General features: G+C 72.6%; 14 protein-coding genes and 1 pseudogene. 2 read left to right on the top strand and 13 right to left on the bottom strand.

From position 1 onward, the window contains the following. Positions 1-2: 2 nt before the first annotated feature. The 6 genes from JUB10_RS06370 to JUB10_RS06345 form a co-directional block, all read right to left on the bottom strand. Complete coding sequence (locus JUB10_RS06370; protein WP_207454819.1) at positions 3-974, bottom strand: AAA family ATPase; 972 nt, start codon at positions 972-974, stop codon at positions 3-5. Positions 975-1,318: 344 nt separating this feature from the next. Then, on the bottom strand, positions 1,319-2,080 hold the full coding sequence (locus JUB10_RS06365; RefSeq protein ID WP_207454818.1) for a coenzyme F420-0:L-glutamate ligase: 762 nt from the start codon (positions 2,078-2,080) through the stop codon (positions 1,319-1,321). Beyond that, positions 2,080-3,084: a TIGR03557 family F420-dependent LLM class oxidoreductase gene (locus tag JUB10_RS06360; RefSeq protein ID WP_207454817.1), complete on the bottom strand. Its 1,005-nt coding sequence runs from the start codon at positions 3,082-3,084 to the stop codon at positions 2,080-2,082. The genes JUB10_RS06365 and JUB10_RS06360 overlap by 1 nt, the downstream gene beginning before the upstream one ends. A 39-nt stretch (positions 3,085-3,123) precedes the next feature. Next, the gene (gene coaD / locus JUB10_RS06355) at positions 3,124-3,615 is read right to left on the bottom strand and encodes a pantetheine-phosphate adenylyltransferase (RefSeq protein ID WP_207454816.1); all 492 of its coding nucleotides are present in this window, start codon (positions 3,613-3,615) and stop codon (positions 3,124-3,126) included. A 69-nt stretch (positions 3,616-3,684) separates the two neighbouring features. Further along, entirely contained in the window at positions 3,685-4,701 is a 1,017-nt protein-coding gene (gene fgd / locus JUB10_RS06350) for a glucose-6-phosphate dehydrogenase (coenzyme-F420) (RefSeq protein ID WP_207454815.1), read from the bottom strand. A 78-nt stretch (positions 4,702-4,779) separates the two neighbouring features. After that, a complete protein-coding gene (locus JUB10_RS06345) occupies positions 4,780-6,930 on the bottom strand; it encodes an ATP-dependent DNA helicase RecG (protein ID WP_307859118.1) in 2,151 nt (716 codons plus the stop codon). A 52-nt stretch (positions 6,931-6,982) separates the two neighbouring features. Here JUB10_RS06345 and JUB10_RS06340 point away from each other — a divergent pair, with 52 nt between their 5' ends. Then, on the top strand, positions 6,983-7,774 hold the full coding sequence (locus JUB10_RS06340) for an EI24 domain-containing protein (protein WP_207454813.1): 792 nt from the start codon (positions 6,983-6,985) through the stop codon (positions 7,772-7,774). Here the strand turns inward: JUB10_RS06340 and rsmD are convergent. Both rsmD and thiL read right to left on the bottom strand, forming a co-directional pair. Then, a pseudogene (rsmD, locus tag JUB10_RS06335) lies at positions 7,771-8,349 on the bottom strand (16S rRNA (guanine(966)-N(2))-methyltransferase RsmD); the annotation flags it as partial. The gene JUB10_RS06340 and the pseudogene rsmD sit on opposite strands and share 4 nt — an antisense overlap. A 25-nt stretch (positions 8,350-8,374) precedes the next feature. After that, on the bottom strand, positions 8,375-9,370 hold the full coding sequence (gene thiL, locus JUB10_RS06330; protein ID WP_207454811.1) for a thiamine-phosphate kinase: 996 nt from the start codon (positions 9,368-9,370) through the stop codon (positions 8,375-8,377). A 23-nt stretch (positions 9,371-9,393) separates the two neighbouring features. Here thiL and JUB10_RS06325 point away from each other — a divergent pair, with 23 nt between their 5' ends. Continuing rightward, a complete protein-coding gene (locus JUB10_RS06325; protein WP_207454810.1) occupies positions 9,394-9,924 on the top strand; it encodes a DUF3515 family protein in 531 nt (176 codons plus the stop codon). A gap of 1 nt (position 9,925) precedes the next feature. Here JUB10_RS06325 and JUB10_RS06320 read toward each other — a convergent pair whose 3' ends face one another. From JUB10_RS06320 to murA, 5 genes are all read right to left on the bottom strand, one after another. Continuing rightward, positions 9,926-10,939: a CPBP family intramembrane glutamic endopeptidase gene (locus JUB10_RS06320; protein ID WP_207454809.1), complete on the bottom strand. Its 1,014-nt coding sequence runs from the start codon at positions 10,937-10,939 to the stop codon at positions 9,926-9,928. A gap of 497 nt (positions 10,940-11,436) precedes the next feature. Continuing rightward, positions 11,437-12,525, bottom strand: a complete 1,089-nt coding sequence (locus JUB10_RS06315; RefSeq protein ID WP_207454808.1) for a D-alanine--D-alanine ligase family protein — start codon at positions 12,523-12,525, stop codon at positions 11,437-11,439. Continuing rightward, positions 12,525-13,550 carry an NAD(P)H-dependent glycerol-3-phosphate dehydrogenase gene (locus tag JUB10_RS06310; protein WP_242682172.1) on the bottom strand — a complete coding sequence of 342 codons (1,026 nt, stop codon included), beginning with the start codon at positions 13,548-13,550 and terminating at the stop codon, positions 12,525-12,527. Before JUB10_RS06310 ends, JUB10_RS06315 begins: the two co-directional genes overlap by 1 nt. Continuing rightward, the gene (locus tag JUB10_RS06305) at positions 13,547-14,299 is read right to left on the bottom strand and encodes a lysophospholipid acyltransferase family protein (protein WP_207454807.1); all 753 of its coding nucleotides are present in this window, start codon (positions 14,297-14,299) and stop codon (positions 13,547-13,549) included. The genes JUB10_RS06310 and JUB10_RS06305 overlap by 4 nt, the downstream gene beginning before the upstream one ends. 27 nt (positions 14,300-14,326) lie before the next feature. Next, positions 14,327-15,640: a UDP-N-acetylglucosamine 1-carboxyvinyltransferase gene (murA, locus tag JUB10_RS06300; RefSeq protein ID WP_374191694.1), complete on the bottom strand. Its 1,314-nt coding sequence runs from the start codon at positions 15,638-15,640 to the stop codon at positions 14,327-14,329. Positions 15,641-15,654: the final 14 nt, after the last annotated feature.

The following is a 15,654-nucleotide window of genomic DNA, read 5'->3' as shown; positions in this document are numbered from 1 at the left end:
CGTCAGCTCGGCACCGGCGCGCCGACCGGCACGCTCGTCGCGGCGACGATGCGCCGCACGGCCTCGGTGGCGACGGTGAGCGAGTCGGTGCCGCTGGAGGTGGAGCGACCGGTGGGCAGCAGGCGGTGCGCGAGCACGGGCACGGAGAGCGCGTCGACGTCGTCGGGCAGCACGAACTCGCGGCCGTCGAGGGCCGCGGCCGCCTTCGCCGCGCGGACGAGCTGCAGCGTCGCGCGGGGGCTCGCGCCGAGGCGCAGCGCCGCGTCGCGGCGGGTGGTCTGCACGATGCGCACCGCGTACTGCTCGACCGCGGGCGACACGTAGACGGTGCGGACGTAGTCGATCATCCGGGCGAGGGTCGGCAGGTCGACGACGGGGGCGAGCGCGTCGAGGGGGCTCGCGGTCTCGCGGTCGCGCAGCATCGCGAGCTCCGCGGTGAGGTCGGGGTAGCCCATCGAGATGCGGGCCATGAAACGGTCGCGCTGCGCCTCGGGCAGCGCGTACGTGCCCTCCATCTCGACCGGGTTCTGCGTCGCGATGACGGTGAACGGGGAGTACAGCCGGTGCGAGCGGCCGTCGACCGTGACCTGGCGCTCCTCCATCGACTCCAGCAGCGCGGACTGCGTTTTCGGGCTCGCGCGGTTGATCTCGTCGCCGATCACGATGTTCGCGAACACCGGCCCGGGGTTGAACTCGAACGCCCGGGTCTGCTGGTTGAAGATCGAGACGCCCGTGATGTCGCTCGGCAGCAGGTCCGGCGTGAACTGGATGCGTGTGACGGTGCCGTCGACGCTGCGGGCGAGAGCTCGGGCGAGCATCGTCTTGCCGACGCCCGGCACGTCCTCGATGAGGAGATGCCCCTCCGCCAGCAGGACCGTGAGGGCGGTGCGCACGGCGTCGGGCTTGCCGTCGATGACGGTGCCGACCGCACGCAGGATCCCCTGCGCGAACCCGTGAAACGTCGAGGCGTCCATAGAGCGCCGAGTCTGCCACGACAGACCGCCGGGGCGCTGGGGAAAATCATCCGCTTGCGTCGTGAGTTTTTCTCGCTATGCGTGGAGCGGATGTCGCGTGCGCGCCCCGCTAGGCAGCTCGGGCGGCCCGTGCTGCTTCCTGGGGATGCTGCCTCTGCCTGCTTCCCATCGGCGGAACTCATGAGTGGCGGGCCGACACGCGGGAGCGGCGCGGTGTGTCGCGCGGCGGTCCATGATTTCCGCTGGGCACGACCCCGCGGAGGCCGCGAGGCGCTTGCTCCTCGGCGACGGGCGGCGCTCCCCCGCTGCGACCCGCGGCGCTCACGCTGTGGCGACGGGCGCCGCTACTCCCCGCCACCCACCGCGGCGCGGCCCGCCTCGAAGCCCGCCGCATACGCCTCGTCGCTGCCGAGCCGGAACATGTCCTTCTCCGCGGGGCGCACGAGGGCGCGCGCCCCGGGCTCGTCGAGGTCCGTGACGAGGTGGCCGAGCCCGCGGACTACCGCCACGGGGTTGCCGCTCGCCTTGCCCTTGACGAGGTCCGCCGCGGCGGCGATCTCGTCGCCGACGGCGGTGATCGTCGCCTCGAGCGGGCGGCCAGAGGCATCCGTCGTGCCGCGGAGGTCGAGGGCGACGCGCACCCCGGCGGCGCCGATGGCGTGGTCGGTCTGGCCCTCGCGCCAGGCCCGGCCGAGGGTGTCGGTGATGACGACACCGAGGGGCACGCCGAACCGCTCGCGCAGCGCGACGCAGAGGGCGCGCGCGGAGGCATCCGGGTCCTCGGGCAGCAGCAGCACGAGCCCCTCGTCGACGTTCGACGCGTCGACGCCGGCGGCCGCGAGCACGAGGCCCTGCCGGTTCTCGACGATGCGGGTCACGCCGCCGGGGTGCGTGCGCGAGGCCACGAGCCGCACGGTCTCGTCGGTGATCGCCTGCTCCCGGGAGTCGGCGCGGATGATCCGGCCCTCCGCCTTCGACACGATCTTGCTCGTGACGGCGAGGATGTCGCCCGCCTCGAGGGTGCCGGCGGCGTCGCCGACGATGCGGGCGAGGTCGTCGCCCGGCCGGATCTCGCCGATGCCCTCGAGCGCCCAGATCGCGAGCATCAGCGCACCAGCTTCGGCAGGACGTCGCGGGAGAACACGTCGATCCACTCGCGCTGGTTGCGGCCGACGTTGTGCAGGTAGATGCGGTCGAAGCCGAGGTCGACGTAGCGCTGGATGTGCGCGCGGTGCACGTCGGGGTCGGCTGACACGACCATGCGGCCCTCGAAGTCGTCGGGTCGCACGAGCTTGGCGAGCTGCTCGAACTCGAAGGGCGAGCGGATGTCGCTCTTCGGGAACCGCATGCCGCCGTTCGGCCACTCGACGAGCGCGTTCGTGAGCGCCTCCTCGTCGGTGGGCGCCCACGACAGGTGCAGCTGCAGCACGCGCGGCATCCGGTCGGGGTCGCGGCCGCTCTCCCGGGCGCCCTCGGCGAAGCGGGCGAAGAGCCCGGCGATCTTCTCGACGGGGGCGCCCACCGTGATGAGGCCGTCGGTGTGCCGGCCCGCACGCTTGGCGGTGACCGGTCCGGCCGTCGCGACGAGGATCTCGGGCGCGGTCTCGGGCATCGTCCAGAGCCGGGTCGACTCGAGCTTGAAGAACTGGCCGGAGTGCTTGACGTCCTTGCCGGCGAGCGATCCGGCGAAGAGCTTCTTGATGATGTCGACGGCCTCGAACATCCGGTTGATCCGCTCGGGCGCCTCGGGCCAGTACTGGCCGACGATGTGCTCGTTGAGCGCCTCGCCGCTGCCGATGCCGAGCCAGTGCCTGCCCGGGTACATCGCCGCGAGCGTCGCGCTCGCCTGGGCGACCATCGCCGGATGCCAGCGGAAGGTGGGCGCGGTGACGCCCGGGCCGACGTCGCCGCGGGTGCGCTCGGCGATCGCGGTGAGCACGTTCCACACGAACGACGACTGCCCCTGCTGCGGCACCCAGGGCTGGAAGTGGTCGGCGGCCATGACGCCGGAGAAGCCCTTCGACTCCGCGTAGGCGCTGAGCTCGACGGCCTCGGTCGGATGGAACTGCTCGAGCATGGCGGCGTAGCCGATGCGGAGAGCGTTCGTCATGCCCTCAATCCAAGCACCGGCGCGGGCCGCGCCCGTGCGTCAGTCGACCTCGTTGGTCTGCAGCAGCTCGGCGACCGGACGCGGCACGTACGGCGAGACGTCGCCGCCGAGCGAGGCGACCTGGCGCACGAGCGAGCTCGAGACGTGCGCGTGGGCGGGGTCGGGCAGCATGAACACGGTCTCGACATTCGCAAGGTTGCGGTTGACGATCGCCATCGGCGTCTCGTACGACACGTCGAGCTGCGAGCGGATGCCCTTGACGAGCACGCTCGCGCCGACGTCCGTGCAGTAGTCGACGAGCAGCCCGACGCTCCACCCCGTCACGACGATGTCGCCCTTGATGCGCGCGTCGCGGATCGACTGCTCGATGAGCGTCACGCGCTGCGCGATCGGCAGCAGGGCGGTCTTGCCGGGGTTGTGCACGACGACGACGTGGATCTGGTCCCAGAGCTTCGCCGCGCGCTCGATGACGTCGAGGTGACCGAGGGTGACGGGGTCGAACGACCCGGGCACGACGGCGATCCGACTCATGGCTCCAACCCTATCGATCCGGCTACGCCGAACCTGGGAGGCGCCGCCCCCGGCATCCGGCCGGCTCGGTCACAGCGCGCGCAGCCGCGGGGCGAGGTCGCGCTCGAAGAGCTCGAGGAAGCGGCGCTGGTCCTGACCGGGGGCGTGGAAGACGAGGTGATTGAGCCCCGCGTCGACGTACTTCGCGATGTCGGCGACGACGGCGTCGGGGTCGGAGCCGACGATCCAGCGCGACGCGATCTGCTCGATGGGCAGCGCGTCGGCGGCCTTCTCCATCTCGACGGGGTCGGTGATGTCGTGCTTCTGCTCCTTCGACAGCGCGAGCGGCGCCCAGAAGCGGGTGTTCTCGAGCGCGGCGTCGTGGTCGGTGTCGTAGGACAGCTTGATCTCGATCATCCGGTCGATCGAGTCGTAGTCGCGGCCGACCTTCTCGGCGCCCTCCTTGACGGCGGGGATGAGGTCGTCGGTGTAGAGCGACATGCCCTTGCCCGAGGTGCAGATGAAGCCGTCGCCCGCGCGGCCCGCGTAGCGCGCGACGACCGGTCCGCCGGCGGCGACGTAGACGGGCACGCCGCCCTCGGGCCGGTCGTAGATCGACGCGTCGTGGGTCGAGTAGTACTCGCCCTCGAAGTTCACGCGGTCCTCGGTCCACAGGGCGCGCATGAGCTGCACGGCCTCGCGCAGCCGGGCGAAGCGCTCCTTGAACTCGGGCCAGGTCTGCTCGCCGGCGCCGCGGAAGCCCGTCGCGATCTCGTTGAGCGCCTCGCCGGTGCCGACTCCAAGGAAGATCCGGCCCGGGTAGAGCACACCCATCGTCGCGAACGCCTGCGCGAGCACGGCCGGGTTGTAGCGGAACGTCGGGGTCATGACCGAGGTGCCGATGCGGATGCTCGAGGTGCGCTCGCCCACGGCCGCCATCCAGGAGAGGGAGAACGGCGCGTGCCCGCCCTCGTGCCGCCACGGCTGGAAGTGGTCGCTGACCGCGACGCTCTCCATCCCGTGGCCCTCCGCGGCCACGGCCAGCTCGACGAGCTCCCGCGGGGCGAACTGCTCCGCCGACGCCTTGTATCCGAGCGTGATCGTCATGTGGTTCCTCGTTCCGTGAGTGGGCGGGCGGGCGGGCGGTTCCAGTCTCGCAGCGCGCCGCTGGGCGCGCGGTCGGCGTCAACTCTTCGCGAGGAAGGCCTCTGACTCCTCGTCGAGCCGCCGCGCGAGCGCGTCGCGCAGGGCGGTGTGCGCGGCGAGGGTCGGGTCGTCGGCGAGCACGGATGCCGCCGCGTGGCGCGCCTCGGCGATGAGGTCGCCGTCCTTCGCGACGCGCAGCAGCCGCAGCGACGAGCGGCCGCCCGACTGCGTGCTGCCGAGCACGTCGCCCTCCTGCCGCAGCTCCAGGTCGATCTGCGCGAGCTCGAAGCCGTCGAGGGTCGACGCGACGGCCTCGACGCGCTCACGGGCGAGGGTCTCGGCGGGCGCCCGGGTCACGAAGAGGCAGAGCCCAGGAACGCTCCCCCGGCCCACCCGGCCGCGCAACTGGTGCAGCTGCGAGACACCGAACCGGTCGGCGTCGAGCACGACCATCGTCGAGGCGTTCGGCACGTCGACGCCGACCTCGATCACGGTCGTCGCGATGAGCACGTCGATCTCGCGCGCGGCGAAGGCGCGCATGATGCGGTCCTTCTCCTCGCCCGGCATCCGCCCGTGCAGCGCCTCGATGCGCCGCCCGGCGAGCACGGGGTTCGCCCGGGCCTCGGCGAGCGTCGCCGTGACCGAGGCCGGCGGCGGGCCGGCGGATGACTCGGGCTCGGGGGCATCCGGATCGTCCTCCACCTCCGCGGCGTCGATCGCCGGGCACACGACGAAGGCCTGCCGCCCCTGGGCGAGCTCCTCGCTCATGCGCTCCCAGACGCGGTTCGCCCAGCCGGGCTTGTCGGCGAGCGGCACGACGAACGAGCTGATGCCGGCGCGGCCGCCGGGCAGCTCGGAGATCGTCGAGACGTCGAGGTCGCCGAACACCGTCATCGCGACCGTGCGCGGGATCGGCGTCGCCGTGAGCACGAGCACGTGCGGCGGCTTCGCGCCCTTCGCCCGCAAAGCCTCGCGCTGCTCGACGCCGAAGCGGTGCTGCTCGTCGACGACGACGAGGCCGAGGTCGAAGAACGAGACGTTCTCGCCCATGAGCGCGTGCGTGCCGACGACGATGCGCGACTGACCGCTCACGATCGCGAGCATCGCCTTGCGTCGCTCAGCCGCGCCGAGCTGCCCCGTGAGCAGCACCGGATGCAGCCTGGCGGCGAGGTCGGGGCCGAGCGTGCGCACGATCGAGCGCAGGTGCTGGGCGGCGAGCACCTCGGTCGGGGCGAGCAGCGCGGACTGGCCGCCGGTGTCGGCGACCGCGAGCATCGCGCGCAGCGCGACGAGCGTCTTGCCCGAGCCGACCTCGCCCTGCACGAGCCGGTTCATGGGCTGCGAGCCGGCGAGGTCGCGGGCGATCTCCTCGCCGACCGTGCGCTGGTCTCCGGTCAGCTCGAACGGGAGCGCGGCGTCGAAGCCCTGCGCGATCGACCCCGCGACGCGCGGCGTCGCCTCGAGCGAGCGGACCTCCTCGCGCTGGCGGAGCAGCGCCGCCTGCAGCACGAACGCCTCCTGGAACTTCAGCGCCTTCCGCGCCATGCCGTAGTCGGCATCCCGCTGCGGCCGGTGGATGAGCTCGAGAGCGCGCCCGTAGGGCACGAGCTTGCGCTCCTCGCGAACCTCCGGGGGCACCGGGTCGTCGAGCTCGCCGAGCCCGTCGAGCACGACCTTGACCGACTCCTGCACCTGCCAGGAGGAGACGCTCGAGGTCGCCGGATAGATCGGGATGAGCGTGTTGGCCCACTCGACCGCGACATCCGCCCCCTGCTCCTCCTCGTCGAAGAGCCTGTAGTCGGGGTGGGCGAGCTGCCGCGTGCCGCGGTACTCGCCGACCTTGCCGGCGAAAATGCCGCGGGCGCCCACCCGCAGCTCGTTCTTGCGCCACGCCTGGTTGAAGAAGGTCAGTGTGAGCTGCCCGGTGCCGTCGCCGATCACGACCTCGAGCAGCGAGCCGCGGCGCTGCCGCATGGGACGGTCGGTCGAGCGCAGCACCTGCGCGACGATCGTCACGTTCTCGTCGACCGGCAGCTCGGCGAGGCCCGTGAGCTCACCGCGCTTGGCGTAGCGGCGCGGGTAGTGGCTCAGCAGGTCGCCGACGGTGCGCATGCCGAAGGCCTTCTCGAGCGCCTGCGCGGTGCGGCCGCCGAGGGCCCCTGAGAGCTTCTGGTCGAGCGGCCCGGTCACGAGAAGAAAGGGTAGTCGCGGCGACCGACCCGGCCTTCGATAGCCTGCACAGGTGACCTCCCCCGCCGTGTCCCGCGAGTCCGTCGTGCGGGAGTTCTTCGCCGGCGTGCGCCTCATCGGGCGCGGCTTCGGCATGTGGACCGACTCGCCGAAGCTCATGCTCCTCGGCGCGATCCCCGCGCTCGTGGTCGGGCTGCTGTACCTCGCGGCCGTCGTGGTGCTCGTGCTCGCGCTCGACTCGATCGTGCTCTGGGCGACGCCGTTCGCCGAGGGCTGGGACGAGCCGTGGCTCACGATCTTCCGCATCTTCGTCGGGCTCGCGGTGCTCGTGCTCGCGACGTTCCTGCTCGTGCGCACGTACACGGGGCTCACGCTCGCGATCGGCGACCCGTTCTACGAGCGCATCTGGCGTGACATCGAGGCCCGCCTCGGCGACGCGCCCGCCGACGAGACGACGTTCTGGGCGGGCGTCGGCCGGGGGCTCCGTAGCTTCCTCAGCCTCACGGCGATCTCGGTGCCGCTCGGGCTCCTGCTGTTCGCGCTCGGCCTCGTACCCGTCGTCGGCGCCCCGCTGTCGATCGTGCTCGGCGCGGTCCTCGGCGGGCACGTGCTCTCGCTCGAGCTGTCGGGCTACGCGATGGATGCCAGAGGCATCCGCTTCCGCGAGCGCCGGCGGCTGCTCCGGCAGCGCCGGGCGCGCACGCTCGGCTTCGGCATGGTGACCTACCTGATGTTCCTGGTGCCGATCCTCTCGGTCGTCGCGATGCCGGCCGCGGTCGTCGGCGCGACGATCCTCGCCCGGGAGTCGCTCGGCGAGAACACGACGCCGGTGGCGCCCGCCTAGCCCGTCTCTGGCGTGCTCAGCCAGTAGACGGCGGTCTCGCCGTAGTCCTTACGCCGGTCGAGCTCGAGCCCCTCGGGCCACTGCGGCGCGCGGTCGCGGGCGCTGCGCTCGACGACGACCGTCGCGCCCGGGGCCAGCCTGCGCACGAGCATGTCGAGGTTGTGGCCGAGCTCCGCGCCGCCGAGGTCGTAGGGCGGGTCGAGGAACACGAGGTCCCACTCCCCCTGCGTGCCCTGCAGGAAGGTCTGCACGGGCGCGCTCGTCACGACGATCTCCAGGTCGCTGCCCTTCGGCGCGCGGCGGCGCACGAGCTCTGCGTTGTCGCGGCCGATCCGGGTGGCGTGGTTGTTGCGGTCGACGAGGGTGACGGATGCCGCGCCGCGCGACGCCGCCTCGAGCCCGAGCGCCCCGGTGCCGGAGTAGAGGTCGAGCACGCGGGCGCCCTCTATCGCGTCGCGCGCCTCGAGGGCACTGAAGATCGCCTCGCGAACGCGGTCACTCGTCGGGCGGGTGCCGGTGGGCGGCACCCGCAGGGTGAGGGAGCCGGCGAAGCCGGCGATGATCCGGGTCATCGCGCCTCCTCGGTGCGCTCGCGCCGCGTCATCCGGCGCCTCCGTTCCAGCCCGCGTACGGGTCCCAGCCCGAGTCGGCCTCGTAGGGGCGGCCGTCGACGAGCAGCTGCGGACCCGCGGCGCCGGCGTCGACGACGCGGCCGAGCGGCCGGAAGCCGCCGGGCAGCGCCGCGTCGGCGGGGAACGTCGCGAAGAGGGAGTGGTCCTCGCCCCCGTCGAGGGCGAGCCTCCCGCCGACCGCGGCGGAGTCGAGGTCGATCGAGACCGCGCTCGCGCGGGCGACCCGGCGGGCGTCCTTCGTGAGACCGTCGCTGAGGTCCAGCATCGCTGTCGCGCCGGCGACCGCGGCGGCGACTCCGTCGGCGATCGGCGGGCGCGGGGCGAGCTGCGCCGCGAGCAGGGCGGGGGCCTCCTCGCGGAGCCGGGCGGCGGCCTGCGCGGAGGGCTCGCCCGCGGCATCCGTGCCCCGCTCGAAGAGCAGGGCGAGTCCGCCCGCGGCCTCGCCGAGCGGCCCGGAGACCGCGACGACGTCGCCGGGGCGCGCGCCGGAGCGCAGCACGGGCGCGCGACCCTCGAGGTCGCCGATCGCGGTGACGGCGACCGTGAGGGTCGAGGAGACGGAGAGGTCGCCGCCGACGACGCCGCAGCCGGGAGCGAGGGCGGAGCACGCCTCGCGCAGTCCGTCCGCGATGCCCTCGAGCAGCGCGACCGGCGTGGCCGCGGGCGCGGCGAGCGCGACGACGAGCGCGGTGGGGCGGGCGCCCATCGCCGCCACGTCGGAGAGGTTCGTGGCCGCGGCCTTCCAGCCGAGCTCCTCGGGTGCCGACCAGGCGAGCCGGAAGTCGGGGCCGTGCACCATGAGGTCGGTCGTCATCACGACGCGGCCGTCGGGCGAGGCGATCACGGCGGCGTCGTCGCCTGGACCGAGCAGGGCGGATGACGCGGCGGGCAGCCTCGGGAACAGCCGCGCGAGCACGGCCAGCTCGCCGAGTTCGCCGAGGGTCGCGGCATCCGTCGTGTCCACCCTTGAACGGTAGCCTGAGTGCGATGTCCCGCTCGCTCCGTTCCCGCCGGGCGGTCGCCGCTCTCCTCGCCGCGCTCGCCCTGTCGGGCTGCAGCGCCCCGGTCGCGATGACCGCCGCGGAGAACGCGACCGATCCGCGCTGCGCCGACGTCGTCGTGCGCCTGCCCGAGGTCATCGACGAGCTCGAGCAGCGCGAGACGAACGCGCAGGCGACGTCGGCGTGGGGCGACCCCGCCGCGGTGCTGCTGCGCTGCGGGCTCGAGCCGGTCGCGGCGTCCCCGCTGCCCTGCGTGCAGGTCGAGGACGTCTACTGGCTGCGCGAGGGCGAGGAGGGCACCGTCACGTTCACGACCTTCGGCCGCGACCCGGCCGTGCAGGTCGTCGTCGACCGTGACCGCACGTCGCCGGGGCTCGTGCTCTTCGAGCTGCACGACGTGCTCTCCTTCACCGAGCCCACCGGGCAGGAGTGCACCGACGTCGAGGACAGCCTCGTGACGCCGGGGCAGGAGGGCGCGACGCCGTCGCCCTCCCCGTCGGCTCCCGCCGAGGGCTGAGCTACTCCGCGGACTCCGCGAGCGTCAGTCCCGGCTGCGGCTGCTTGCGGAACTGACCGAGCAGCACGAGCACCGCGATCACGACCGCCAGCACGATCCAGCCCGCGACCCCGAGGATCGTGCCGTGCACGCTGCCCGGCTCGGGCACGAGGAAGGTCACGAGGAACAGCGGCGTCGCCGTGTTGATCGCGCCGTGGGCGAGCACGGCCGGCCACACCGAGGCGGTGCGCAGACGGGTCCAGCCGAGCAGGACGCCGAGGAAGACGCACGCGATCGTCATGAAGAGCACGCCGGAGGCATCCGTGACGCCGAAGTTGTAACCGAGCAGGATGACGGGCGTGTGCCAGAGGCCCCAGAAGGCGCCGGAGAGCACGAGGGCCGGCCAGGTGCCGAGCGGGCGGAGCGCCGGGAGCAGCCAGCCGCGCCAGCCGAGCTCCTCACCGAAGGTCGCGACGCTCGTGACGAGCGAGTTCACGGGGAGGGCGATCAGCGACACGATCGCGAGGGTCGGCAGCAGCTCCGGCGGAACGGGCTGGCCGCCCTGCGACTCGAGCAGCTGCGCGAGCGCCGCGAACGAGAAGTCGAACTCGACGAAGCCGAGCACCTGCCCGAGCGCGAGCGCCGCGAAGGAGATCAGCGGCAGGGCGACGAGCATCGCGGCGGCGAAGCCGAACGTGCGCCAGGCCGGCCGGATCGGCACGAGCCCGAGCATCCGCGCCGGGGCCGCCGGGCGCTGCACCCGCACCGCGACGAGCGCGGCGACGGCCGGCGTGAACATCATGACGAGCGTCAGCGGAGTGAACAGGGGGCTCGCGAGCCCCTCCCCCGACAGCCACACCGGGAGCTGCACGAGCCATGCGAGCCCGACGGACACGGCCGCGAAGACGGCGACCGCGCGCCACGGCACCGTGGTGGGGATCGCGGGCGCCTCGGCGTTGCGGGCACGTTGACGGTCGGCGGCGGCGCGGCGGCGGTGCTCGCGGGAGGGGCTCGGCGGGGTCGTCGTGTCACTCATGCTGAGAAAGTACCGAGAGGCGGATGCGCGTGGCATCCGTCTGTGGGCGGAGTGGGGCTCCGCCTGGTGGCGGGTCCGGGCGTGGGCCCAGCCGCGGATGCCTCGGGCAGCGTGGGCGCAGCCGCTCCGCGCGCGGAGGTCGCTCTGCTTGCGGCATCGGAAGCGGCGCGGTGGCGTCTGTAGGAAAGCGCGCCGCGACACACCTTGCACCAGTGGCCGCCGACGGCGCGTCGCGTCTCGGCCTCCTACAGACGCCACGCGCATCCCGCCAGCAGGACAGAGCGCGCGACTCGCCGGACACGGCGGCGCCCGGAACGGCGCGTCGCGCGCGATGTCCTGTTGAAGGAACCGCGCGTGGGGTGGGGCGTCGTCCCAGACGCCGCTTCGCGGCTCCTCACGACGCGGGAGGGCACCCAGCGCTCCTCAGCACTCGAGAGGCGCACACTGTGCGCCCTGAGAAGCGTCGGAGGAATGCCTCGAAGGGCGGGACCGCCCGCCTAGCGCACCGTCTCGAGCCCGAGCGCGATGAGCTCGTCGATCAGCTCCGGGTAGGTCATGCCCGACGCGATCCAGCACTTGGGGAACATCGAGATCGGCGTGAAGCCCGGCATCGTGTTGAGCTCGTTCACGACGAAGCGGTCGCCCGTGTAGAAGAAGTCCACGCGGGCGAGGCCGGAGCCGCCGATCGCCTCGAAGGCGCGCGCGGCGACGCGCTGCATCTCGGCGAGCTCGCCCTCGGCGAGGTCCGCGGGGCAGACGAGCTGCACGACGGTGTCGTCGAGGTACTTGGCCTCGAAGTCGTAGAAGTCACGTCCGGTGACAATGATCTCGCCGGCGACGCTGACGCGCGGCTCGGCACCGTCGCGGCCGGAGAGCACGGCGCACTCCACCTCGCGGCCGGGCACGGCCTGCTCGATGAGCGCCTTGCTGTCCTCGGCGAACGCGACCTCTAGGGCGGCGTCGAGCTCGTCCCACTCGGAGACCTTGGTCACGCCGACGCTCGAGCCCGCGCGGGCGGGCTTGACGAACACGGGCAGCCCGAGCGCCTGCGCGCGGCGGCGCCACAGGTCGTTGTCGCGCTGCCAGCCGCGCGGGTCGACCGTGATCCACGGCGCGACGTCGATGCCGGCCGCCTCGAGCACGGTCTTGGTGAAGTGCTTGTCCATGCCGACGCTCGACGCGAGCACGCCGTTGCCGACGTAGGGCAGGCCGGTCAGCTCGAGGAGCCCCTGCACGGTGCCGTCCTCGCCGTAGGGGCCGTGGAGGATCGGGAAGACGACGTCGACCTCGCCGAGCGAGCGGATGCCGGAGTCCTCCGCCACCCGGAGTTCCCGCGTCGTCGCGGACTCCGGCCAGAGCACGCGCGTGCCGTTGTCGGCGACCTCGGGCAGCTGCTCGGGGCGCAGCGCGAACAGGTCGGCGTCGTCCGGCTGCAGGGTGAACGCGCCGTCGCGGGTGACGCCGACGGGGATCACGTCGTAGCGCTCGCGGTCGATGGCGCCGAGCACGCCGCCCGCCGTCGCGCAGCTGATGGAGTGTTCGCTCGAGCGGCCGCCGAACAGGATCACGACGGTCAGCTTGGGCATTACTCTCCCTGCGGGGTCGGGTCGCTGGTCAGGTGCGGGGCGATGTCCCGCGGAGCCAGCGTACCGGCGAGCACCTCGGCGACCTGGGCGACGATGGGCATGTCCACGCCCTTCGCCTTGGCCAGTTCGAGCACCGGTGCGACGGAGGCGAGGCCCTCCGCGGTCTGGTTCATCTGCCGCACGACGTCGTGGTAGCTGTAGCCCTGGCCGAGCAGCCGGCCCGCGGTGTTGTTGCGCGAGAGCGGCGACTCGCACGTCGCGATGAGGTCGCCGAGCCCCGCGAGCCCGGCGAGGGTGCCCGCCTGGGCACCGTACGCGACGGCGAAGTCCGTCATCTCGGCGAGGCCGCGCGTGATGATCGAGGCCTTCGTGTTCTCGCCGTAGCCGACGCCGTCGACGATGCCGATCGCGACGGCGATGAGGTTCTTCAGCACGCCGCCGAACTCGGTGCCGATGACATCCGTGTTCACGAACGAGCGGAAGTACCCGTTGGTCGCGGAGGCCGCGACGGTCGTCGCGGTGTCGATGCTCGCGCTCGACACGACGGCGGCGGTGGGGTGCTCGCGCGCGATCTCGAGGGCGAGATTGGGCCCGGATGCCACGGCTATCCGCTCGGGGCCGACGCCCGCCTCCTGGGCGATGACCTCGCTCATCCTGAGGCCGGTGCCCTTCTCGACGCCCTTCATGAGGCTGACGAGCACGGCGCCGTCGGGAATGACGGGCAGCGCGGCGCGGAGGTTCTCGCGCAGGGTCTGACTCGGCACGGACAGGTACACCTGCGTCGCGCCGGCGAGGGCGTCCTCGAGGTGGTGCGTCGCGCGGAGCGAGCGGGGCAGGTTGACGCCCGGCAGGTAGTCGCTGTTGCGCTTGCTCTCGGTGATCTCGCGGGCGAGCTCGGCGCGGCGGGCCCAGAGCACGACCTCGTTGCCGCCGTCGGCGAGCACCTTGGCGAACGTGGTGCCCCAGCTCCCGGAGCCGAGCACGGCGACGCGGGGCGCCGCGGCGCCCGGGTTGGTGGTACTCAAAAGCGTCCCGTCTCCGTCTGGTCGTTCTTCGCGGGGTCCCAGCGCTCGGCCGGCGGCGTCTCGCCGCGCAGCTCGCCGAGGAGGGCGGCGATCCGCGCCATGACCCGGTCGGTCGCGACCGCGAGCGCCGCGGCATCGGACGACCGTCCGGCGAACTCGCTGAGGTCGACGGGCTCGCCGAAGGCGATGTCGATGCGCTTGCGGGGGAAGAGGCTGATGCGCTTGCCGTAGCGCGGCATGACGTGCTGCGTGCCCCAGTGCGCCGCGGGGACGATCGGGATGTCGTGGGCGAGCGCCGCCTTGACGGCGCCGAGCTTGCCGCGCATCGGCCACAGGTCCGGATCGCGCGTGAGGCTGCCCTCGGGGTAGACGATGACCGAGTGGCCCTTGGCGATGAGGTCGGCGGCCCCGGCGAGCGGGTCCGCCGTGCGCGTCGACCCGCTGCGCTCGACCGGCACCTGACCGCTCGCGCGCAGGATGCCGCCCACCACGGGCACCTTGAACAGTGACGCCTTCGCGAGGAACCGGGGCATGCGCCCGCAGTGGTACATCGCGACGCCCATGATCAGGGGGTCGATCTCGGAGTAGTGGTTCGGCGCGAGGATGAACGGCCCGGATGCCGGGACGTTCTCCTTGCCGCGGATGCTGAGCTTGGCGATGCCGTGGATGAAGGGCAGCGCGACGGACGCGAGCCCGAGCCAGAGAGGCGTCTTCTCCGACTTGGCGCGCGTCGTCGCTCGGTTCTGCACCGTTCGAGTTTAGGCGGCGGCCCGGGGCTAGGCGTTCACGCGGAAGTCCGCGCCCAGCGCCTGCAGCTTCTCGCCGAAGTGCTCGTACCCGCGGCTGATGATGCCGACGTTGGTGATCGTCGACTCGCCCTCGGCGGTCAGCGCCGCGATGAGGTGGCTGAAGCCACCGCGCAGGTCGGGCACGCGGACGTCGGCGCCGTGCAGCTTCGACGGACCGGTGACGACGGCGGCCTGCTCGAGCGGGCGGCGCGGCACGCGGCGGGTGACGCCGGCGAGGCCGTCGCGGTGCACGACGATGTCGGCGCCCATCTGGTTGAGCGCGTCGGTGAAGCCGAAGCGGTTCTCGTACACGGTCTCGTGCACGACGGAGACGCCCTCGGCCTTCGTCAGCGCGACGACGAGCGGCTGCTGCCAGTCGGTCATGAACCCGGGGTGCACGTCGGTCTCGACGACGATCGGCTTCAGCGCCCCACCGGGGTGGTAGAAGCGGATGCCGTCCTCCTCCACGTCGAACGCGCCGCCGACCTTGCGGAAGATGTTGAGGAAGGTGAGCAGCTCCTGCTGCTTCGCGCCCTTGACGAAGATGTCGCCCTCGGTCGCGAGCGCGGCGGAGGCCCAGCTCGCGGCCTCGTTGCGGTCGAAGATCGCGCGGTGGCTGTAGCCGCCGAGCTTCTCGACGCCCTCGATGAAGATGACGCGGTTCGGCTCGACCGTGATGATCGCGCCCATCTTCTGCAGGATCGCGATGAGGTCCATGATCTCGGGCTCGATCGCGGCGTTCTTCAGCTCGGTGACACCCTCGGCGCGCACCGCGGTGAGGAGCACCTGCTCGGTCGCACCGACCGAGGGGTAGGGCAGCTCGATGTGCGCGCCCTTGAGGCCGTTCGGCGCCGTGAGGTGGATGCCGTTGGGCTGCTTGTCGACGACCGCGCCGAACTTGCGCAGCGCGTCGAGGTGGAAGTCGATCGGACGGTCGCCGATGCGGCAGCCGCCGAGATCGGGGATGAACGCCTCGCCGAGCTGGTGCAGAAGCGGACCGCAGAACAGGATCGGGATGCGGCTCGAACCGGCGTGGACCTCGATCTCGACGAAGTTCGCGCTCTTGACGTTGCGCGGGTCGAGCAGCAGCTCGCCCGGCTCCGGCTCGGTGACGACGACGCCGTGCACCTCGAGCAGGCCGCGGACGACCTCGACGTCGCTGATGGCCGGGACGTCCTTCAGCAGGCTCTCGGTCTCACCGAGCAGCGCCGCGACCATCGCCTTGGTGACGAGGTTCTTGGCACCGCGCACGTGCACCGTGCCCTGCAGCGGCTTGCCACCCCACACCGTGAGGCTCTCGATGGTGGTGAGCGGGC

The sequence above is a fragment of the Desertivibrio insolitus genome (assembly GCF_017355965.1).
GTDB lineage: Bacteria > Actinomycetota > Actinomycetes > Actinomycetales > Microbacteriaceae > JAFIQW01.
Note: the sequence above shows the minus strand (reverse complement) of the source record. Positions and strands in the feature narration are given on the sequence as shown.

Coding starts and splice junctions, on each gene's coding strand:
- JUB10_RS06370 (WP_207454819.1), bottom strand. CDS start 974: ATGGACGCCTCGACGTTTCACGGGTTCGCGCAGGGGATCCTGCGTGCG.
- JUB10_RS06365 (WP_207454818.1), bottom strand. CDS start 2,080: ATGCTCGCGATCTGGGCGCTCGAGGGCATCGGCGAGATCCGGCCGGGC.
- JUB10_RS06360 (WP_207454817.1), bottom strand. CDS start 3,084: ATGACGAACGCTCTCCGCATCGGCTACGCCGCCATGCTCGAGCAGTTC.
- coaD (WP_207454816.1), bottom strand. CDS start 3,615: ATGAGTCGGATCGCCGTCGTGCCCGGGTCGTTCGACCCCGTCACCCTC.
- fgd (WP_207454815.1), bottom strand. CDS start 4,701: ATGACGATCACGCTCGGATACAAGGCGTCGGCGGAGCAGTTCGCCCCG.
- JUB10_RS06325 (WP_207454810.1), top strand. CDS start 9,394: ATGTCCCGCTCGCTCCGTTCCCGCCGGGCGGTCGCCGCTCTCCTCGCC.
- JUB10_RS06320 (WP_207454809.1), bottom strand. CDS start 10,939: ATGAGTGACACGACGACCCCGCCGAGCCCCTCCCGCGAGCACCGCCGC.
- JUB10_RS06315 (WP_207454808.1), bottom strand. CDS start 12,525: ATGCCCAAGCTGACCGTCGTGATCCTGTTCGGCGGCCGCTCGAGCGAA.